At 72.2% G+C, this 7126-nt stretch carries 5 protein-coding genes; all 5 read left to right on the top strand.

From position 1 onward, the window contains the following. Positions 1-652 (top strand): M15 family metallopeptidase (locus H0E84_RS19230; protein ID WP_180680270.1); only part of this gene is annotated, 652 nt, incomplete at its 5' end. Between the two features lie 110 nt (positions 653-762). Then, on the top strand, positions 763-918 hold the full coding sequence (locus tag H0E84_RS19225) for a hypothetical protein (protein ID WP_180680269.1): 156 nt from the start codon (positions 763-765) through the stop codon (positions 916-918). A gap of 46 nt (positions 919-964) precedes the next feature. Continuing rightward, positions 965-2416, top strand: a complete 1452-nt coding sequence (locus H0E84_RS19220) for a hypothetical protein (RefSeq protein ID WP_180680268.1) — start codon at positions 965-967, stop codon at positions 2414-2416. 17 nt (positions 2417-2433) lie between these two features. After that, positions 2434-6144, top strand: coding sequence for a type VI secretion system membrane subunit TssM (tssM, locus tag H0E84_RS19215; protein ID WP_180680267.1), 3711 nt, complete (start codon positions 2434-2436; stop codon positions 6142-6144). Next, positions 6141-7124, top strand: coding sequence for a type VI secretion system-associated protein TagF (tagF, locus tag H0E84_RS19210; protein WP_180680266.1), 984 nt, complete (start codon positions 6141-6143; stop codon positions 7122-7124). Before tssM ends, tagF begins: the two co-directional genes overlap by 4 nt. Positions 7125-7126: the final 2 nt, after the last annotated feature.

Raw genomic sequence — 7126 nt, 5'->3', positions numbered from 1 at the left:
GCACCGCCTGGTGTTGGGCATCGCCGTCGCCCTGGTCTGCGTGCCGCCGCTGCTGATCCTGGCGTTCCGCCAGCACGTGGTCCTCGAGGGCTTCACCGGCCAGGACCTGTCCGAGTCGCGCACCATGATCGCCGAGCTGCTGCGCGGCGAGCGCCTGGTGCCGCCACCGCCGCCGCCGCCGGCGGTCTTCACCACCGCCGAGGTGCGGCGGATCAAGCCCGAAATCGTGACCGCCGACCGCAAGTGGGACCGCCTGAGCCCCGACCTGCAGCAGCGGGTGCTGGCCATCTACCGGGTGATGCGCGAGCAGTACGGTATCGAGATGGTGCTGGTGGAGGGCTACCGCAGTCCCGAGCGCCAGGCGGAGCTGCTGCGCGGCGGCCGCGCCACCAACGCCGGGGCGTGGTCGAGCTGCCACCAGTACGGGCTGGCGCTGGACAGCGCGCCGATGCGCGAAGGCAAGCTGCAATGGGACATGGGCGACGCCTGGACCAGGCGCGCGTATTTCCTCTATGGCGAGCTGGCGGTGCAGGCCGGGCTGGTCTGGGGCGGCAACTGGCGCAGCATCAAGGACTACGTGCACGTGGAAATGGGCGATGAGTGCGTGCGGGCCAAGCGCGCCAGGCGCCAGCAGGAGGGGCAGGGCAGGTGATATCGGCGGCCCAGTCCTGCTATCTTCCCTCTCCGGCCCGGGAGGGGCCGGGGCCCCGAAACGGGGCGCCGAAGGATCGAGCGCAGTGCGCGCAGTTGGGGAGATGGACCATGTCGCATCCTTTCACCGTGTCCGGCGACCGCCGCGGTCGCGGCCGCTGCATCGCAGGCGGCCATGCGGTCGACGGCATCGTGGCCGAGAGGACCTTCCGCAGCGGCGCCCGTTGCGCGCCGGCGCCTGCACGGGCGCCGATGGCGGGGTGCTGACCGGGAAACGGGGGATTCCCGCGCAGGGAAGGCTCAGGGAGCGAGGATGAAGTTGTCGGGATTCTGGCGTACGGGTCTGGTCGTGGTGGCGGTCTTCGCGGCGGTCTGGCTGTGCGCGATCCTGTACTGGCGCGCCAGCGGCGCCACGCCCGGCGGTGGACAGATGCTGCTCTGGCTCGCGGCGGTGCCGCTGGGCCTGCTGGCCGGATTCTGGGCGGTCGGCCGCCTGCGCGCCGCGCGCCGCCGCGCGCCGGCCGCGGAGGCGCCGGCGGCGCCTGCCGAAGCCCTCGAGAGCGATGCCGAGCGCTTCCATCGGCCGCTGGACTGCCTTGCGGGCGCGGTGCGCCTGCCCTGCGGCGAGACCCCCGAAGCGGTGCTGGCCGCGCTGCCGGACGCGCCGCGGCCGGGGCTGCATCCGCGCCTGCGCGACCGCGACGGCATGCCGGTCTTCGCGGCCTTCGTCGCCGACCTGGACACCGATGCAGCGGCCGACGCGCTGCCGCAGGCGCTGCGGCCGGACCCGGAGCAGCTGCGCGCGCTGGCGCTGCTGGAGCCGGTGGCGCTGGAGCTGTTCGACGCGCTCGCGGCGCTGCTGCCGCCGCTGCCGGTCGCCGAGCAGCGGGTGATCGCGGGGCTGCGTCGCAGCGAACGGGAGGACGTGCGCGAGGCCGTGCAGGTGCGCGCGCTGCTGCCCGCGAGCTGGCCGGCGGCACTGCGCCAGGCCTGCGACGGGCGGCTGCGACAACTGGCGCTGGACGCCGGGCTGGACCCGCGGCGCGTCGGGTTCGAGGCGATGCCGATGCAGGGAGCGGCGGACGTCTGGCGGCTGTTGGACCGCCTCGGCACCGCCGAGCCGGACGGAGCGCCGTGGCAACTGCTGCTGGCCTGCGATTCGGCGGTCGGCGAGCGCAGCGTGGCCGCGCTGGCCGACGCCGGACGGCTGATGGACGGCCGCCGCCGGGAGGGCCTGGTGCCGGGCGAAGGCGCCGCCGGGGTGCTGCTTCGGCCGCCGGGGCCGGCGACTGCGCAGGTCTCCGAGGCCGCCGTCGCCCTGCATCGCGTGCGCCTGTGCGCGGTGGATCCCGACGCCAGCGCGCGCGTCGCGGCGCGCGCCAGCGCCGCGCTGCTGGAGCGCGCGCTGCGGGCCTCGTCGCTCGAGCCGGATGCGGTGGCGCTGCTGCTCAGCGACGCCGACCAGCGTGCCGGCTGCGCCGTCGAAGCCGGCTCCGCGGCCGCGGCCGCCTGTCCCGAACTCGACGTCGCCGTCCAGGCGCCGGCTCTCGGCGGGTCCTGCGGCCACCTCGGCCACGTCGCCCCGCTGGCACTGCTGGCGCTGGCGGCCGCGCAGGTCCGTTCGACCGGGCAGCCCGCGCTGGCGCTGGCCGTGACCGCCGGGCGCGAGCGCGCCGCGGTCGCGTTCGCGCCACCCGACGCGCCTTCCTCCGACCACGTGTCCTCCCCCGAGGTCTCCGGCCAGGCGCCGGACCTCGCCGCCTAACCGGATCCCGCCCGCAGATGTTCTACAGACTCAGGTACTACCTCACCGACTACCGCGTGCTGGCCGTGATCGGCATCGCCTCCGCCGCCGCGCTGATGTACTTCGGCGCCGACGGCCTGCGCCAGATCGGCGTCTGGGCGCTGCTGCTGCTGGTCGTGGCGCTGCTGGTCTGGGCGATGGTGTGGGGAGTGCGCCGGGTGCGCGCGCGGCGCGCCGCCAAGGGCCTGGACCAGATGGTCGAGGGCGAGGCGGAGCGCGCCGTCGCCAACGCGCAGCCCGCCACGCGTGCCGACACCGAGGCACTGCGCGAGCGCATGCTCGAGGCGGTCAAGGCGATCAAGTCGTCGCGGATCGGCGTGCTCAAGGGCAAGGCGGCGCTGTACGAGCTGCCCTGGTACGTGATCATCGGCAACCCCGCCGCCGGCAAGAGTTCGGCGATCCTCAATTCCGGGCTGAAGTTCCCGTTCGAGGACAACCGCAGCAACGTCATCCAGGGCATCGGCGGCACCCGCAACTGCGACTGGTACTTCACCACCGAGGGGATCGTGCTCGACACCGCCGGCCGCTACTCGGTGAGCGTCGAGGACCGGCTGGAGTGGCTGACGTTCCTCGACCTGCTGAAGAAGCACCGTCCCCGCGCGCCGATCAACGGCATCATCATCGCCGCCAGCATCGCGGAGCTGTCCGGCAGCAAGCCCGAGTTCGCGATCGAGCTGGCCAAGAACCTGCGCCAGCGGGTGCAGGAGATCACCGAGCGCCTCGAGGTGTTCGCGCCGGTCTACGTGGTGTTCACCAAGGCCGACCTGATCGCCGGATTCACCGAGTTCTTCCGCGGCCTGGACCCGTCCGAGCGCGAGAACGTGTGGGGCGCGACGCTGCCGTTCGATCCGCAGGCCGGCGGCGATGCGCTGGCCAGCTTCGACCGGCATTTCGACGAGCTCGCCGACGGTCTGAAGGAAATGAGCCTGGCGCAGATGGCGATGCAGCGCGGGCGGGAAGTGTCGCCCGGGCTGCTGGCGCTGCCGCTGGAGTTCGTCGGCATCAAGCCGGCGCTGCGGACCTTCGTGGCGACGCTGTTCGAGGACAATCCGTACCAGTTCAAGCCGGTGTTCCGCGGCTTCTACTTCACCAGCGCGCTGCAGGAAGGCAACTCGGTGCACTACGCCTCCGAGCGCATCGGCCGGGAGTTCTCGCTGCAGGGCGGGGCGCGCGCCGCTGGCTCCGAACCCTCCGGGCAGACCGCGCACTTCCTCAAGGACCTGTTCCGCAAGGTGGTGTTCGCCGACCGCCAGCTGGTGCAGCAGTATTCCAGCCCGCACCAGACCCGGTTGCGCTATGCGGTGTTCCTCGGTGCGGTGGCGGCGCTGGCGCTGGTGCTGGGGTTGTGGACCTGGTCCTACACCACCAACCGCCAGCTGGTCGCCAACGCCACCAAGGACCTGGAGCAGGCGGTCCGGGTGCAGAACGAGCGCGTCGACCTCAAATCCCGCATCGACGCGCTGCTGCTGCTGCAGGACCGACTCGAGCAGGTGTCGCGCTACCGCGAGCAGCGCAGCGTGGCCACCCGGCTCGGGCTCTACCAGGGCGACCGGATCGAGGCCAAGCTGCTGCAGGAGTACTTCGACGGCATGCGCCAGGTGATGCTGGCGCCGACCGGCGCGCGCATCGAGGCCTTCCTCGGTGAGGTGGTGGCGCAGGGAGACGCGCTCGCCGAGCCCACGCGGGGCGAGCAGGCGAAGGAGGAAAGCCTGTACCAGGAGGCCTCGCCCACCGATACCAACGATGCCTACAACGCGCTCAAGACCTACCTGATGCTCGGCAATCCCGAGCGCGTCGAGCGCGCCCACCTGGGCCACCAGCTCACCCGCTTCTGGCGCGGCTGGCTCGATGCCAACCGCGGCCAGATGTCGCGCGAGGACATGGCACGCGCGGCGGAGAAGCTGATGAGCTTCTATGTCGCCCGTGCCGACCATCCGGCCTGGCCGCGGGTCGACACCCGCGTCTCGCTGATTTCCGACGCCCGCGCCGCGCTGACCCAGGCCACCCGCGGCGAGCCGGCGATCAACCGCGTTTTCGCCCAGGTCAAGGCGCGCGCGGCCACCCGCTTCCCCACGATCACGGTCAACAGCCTGATCGGCGACGAGCGCAACAAGGATGCCATCGCCGGCAGCTACGCCATCTCCGGGGCGTTCTCGCGCAAGGCCTGGGAGGACTACGTCAAGGGTGCGATCGACGAGGCCGCCAACACCGAGCTGAGCACCACCGACTGGGTGCTCGACACCACCGAGCAGAGCGATCTTTCGCTGGCCGGCAGCCCCGAGCACATCTCGCGCGAGCTGGCGACGATGTACAAGCAGGAGTACGCGCAGGAGTGGCAGAAGTTCCTGCAGGGCGTGAGCGTGGCGCCGTTCGGCAGCTTCGATGCCGCCGTCACCCGCATGAACAGCATCGGCGACCCGCAGAATTCGCCGCTGCGCGCGCTGCTCGAGGCGGTCAACGAGCAGACCGTCTGGGACAACCCCGCCGCCGCGGCCGGCGGCATGGACGCGGCCAAGGGCGGCTTCGTCGCCTGGTTCCAGCGAGTGATCCTGCGGCGTACGCCGTCGTCGGTGTCCTCGCAGGTCGACCCGGAAACGGGCCGGCCGGCCACCGCGCCGATGGGCCCGATCGGCAAGGCCTTCGAAGGCTTCGCGCGGCTGGTGTCCAAGCGCGACGGCGCCGCACTGATCGACAGCTACTTCCAGACCCTGGGCAAGCTGCGCAGCCGGCTCAACGCGATCCGCACCGAGGGCGAGCCGGGCCCCGGCGCGCGCCGGCTGATGCAGGACACCCTGGGCAACGAGGGCTCGGAGCTCAATGCGGCGCTGGCGCTGGTCGACGAGCAGATGCTCACCGGCCTGGACGAGGGCCAGCGCGATGCGCTGCGGCCGCTGCTGCTGCGGCCGCTCACCGAGACCTTCGCCGCGCTGGTGCCGCCCACCGAGGCCGAGGTCAACCGGGTCTGGGCGGCGCAGGTCTACGAACCGTTCCGCGGCCGCATCGGCCGGCAGTTTCCGTTCGATCCCGGCGCGGACGTCGATGCCGCACCCAGCGACGTGGCGGCGATCTTCGGCGCCTCCGGCGCGATCGCGGCGTTCAACAAGGAAACCCTGGGCACCCTGGTGCTGCAGCGGGGCAACCTGCTCGAGGCGCGGCGCTGGGCCGGCCTCGGCATCACCCTGCAGCCGGCGCTGGTCAGTGGCTACGGCGACTGGGTGAGCGGCCAGCCGGGCGGGGCCGGCGCCGCGGACACCACGATCTTCGAGATCCAACCGCAGCCGGCGATCGGCGCGGTCGAGTTCACCCTCGAGATCGACGGCCAGGTCCTGCGCTATCGCAACACCCCGCCGGCCTGGCAGACCTTCCAATGGCCGAACCCGGGCGCGATCCCCGGGGTGAAGCTGTCGGCGGTGACCAGCGACGGACGCACCGTGGAGCTGGTCAACGCGCCGGGCGGCAACGGCCTGGCGCGGATGATGGAGCTGGCCTCGGCCGCGCATCGCGACGACAGCAGCACCCTGACCTGGGAAAAGGAGGGCGTGTCGGTGTCGGTGGTGATGCGCATCACCCGCCGTCCCGGTTCGGGCGGAGGCAACAGCGACTGGCAGCGCGGACTGCAGCTGCCGGCGACGGTCGCCGGGGCGACGGCGCGTTCCGCGGACGCGCAGGACACGGAGGAGGGCGCATGACGCAGACGGTCTCGGCGGCGGTCAGCTACTTCGGCAAGGTCCCCTCCCGCGGGGACTTCGTGCGCACCGCCGACAATCACCAGTTGATGGGCCTGCTGGACCGCTGGGCCGGCAGCAGCATCGAACTGCTCAGCCAGAATCCCGACTGGAAGCGCCTCTACGACCAGGCGCCGGACGTCCACTACGCCTTCATGGGCTCGCGTAGCCGGCTGGTGGTGTGCGGACACTTCCTGCCCAGCCGCGACGCCTCGCAGCGGCGCTTCCCGCTGCTCTCGGCGATCCGCCTGGAGGTGGGCAGCCCGCTCGGCTTCATCGGTCGCAGCCCGATGGCGCTCAGCCGGGTCTGGAACGGGTTGTCGCGGCAGGCGCGCAGCGCGGTCGACGCGGACGAGGCGGCCGCGGCGCTGCAGGAACTGGCCGAGAGCCGCTACGACCTGAGCATCGATCCGACGGCCTACGCGGCGCCGTTCGCCGATTTCATGGACCTGCAGACGATCGGCTCGCTCGAGCGGCTGCTGCGCGATTCCGGGCATGCCGACGTGGTGCTGCGGCGCACCCTGCCGGCGTTGGGGCTGCTGCTGCAGCCGGTGCTCACCGGCAGCGGCGTCACGATCGACAAGGGCCTGGAGCTGCCGCTGCCGCGCGATCCGCTGTACCGGCCGCTGGTGGGCGCGTTCTGGCTGGACATCGTCGCCGCTTTCGTCGCCCGCGGCGACTTCGAGCTGGCGGTGCTGGTGCGCGACGAGGACGCGCCGCGGATGATCGTCGGCTTCAACGGCGCCGACCAGCAGATCCTGCGCGCGGTGCTCGATCCCCAGGCCGCCGCCGAACACCTGATCCGGGTCGACGACGCCGAGTGGGTGGACGATCACCTGCCCGGCGATTACGCGCTCAACAAGCTGGCCAGCTACGTCGACCGCCACGACCTGTCGCTGAAGGCCGCGCGCGCGATCTTCGGCGAAACCTTCCTCGGAGCATGAAC

It is taken from the genome of Luteimonas salinisoli (assembly GCF_013425525.1).
Taxonomy (GTDB): Bacteria; Pseudomonadota; Gammaproteobacteria; order Xanthomonadales; family Xanthomonadaceae; genus Luteimonas; species Luteimonas salinisoli.
The sequence above is the reverse complement of the archived record's forward strand: the minus strand, read 5'-3'. Positions and strand labels throughout refer to the sequence as shown.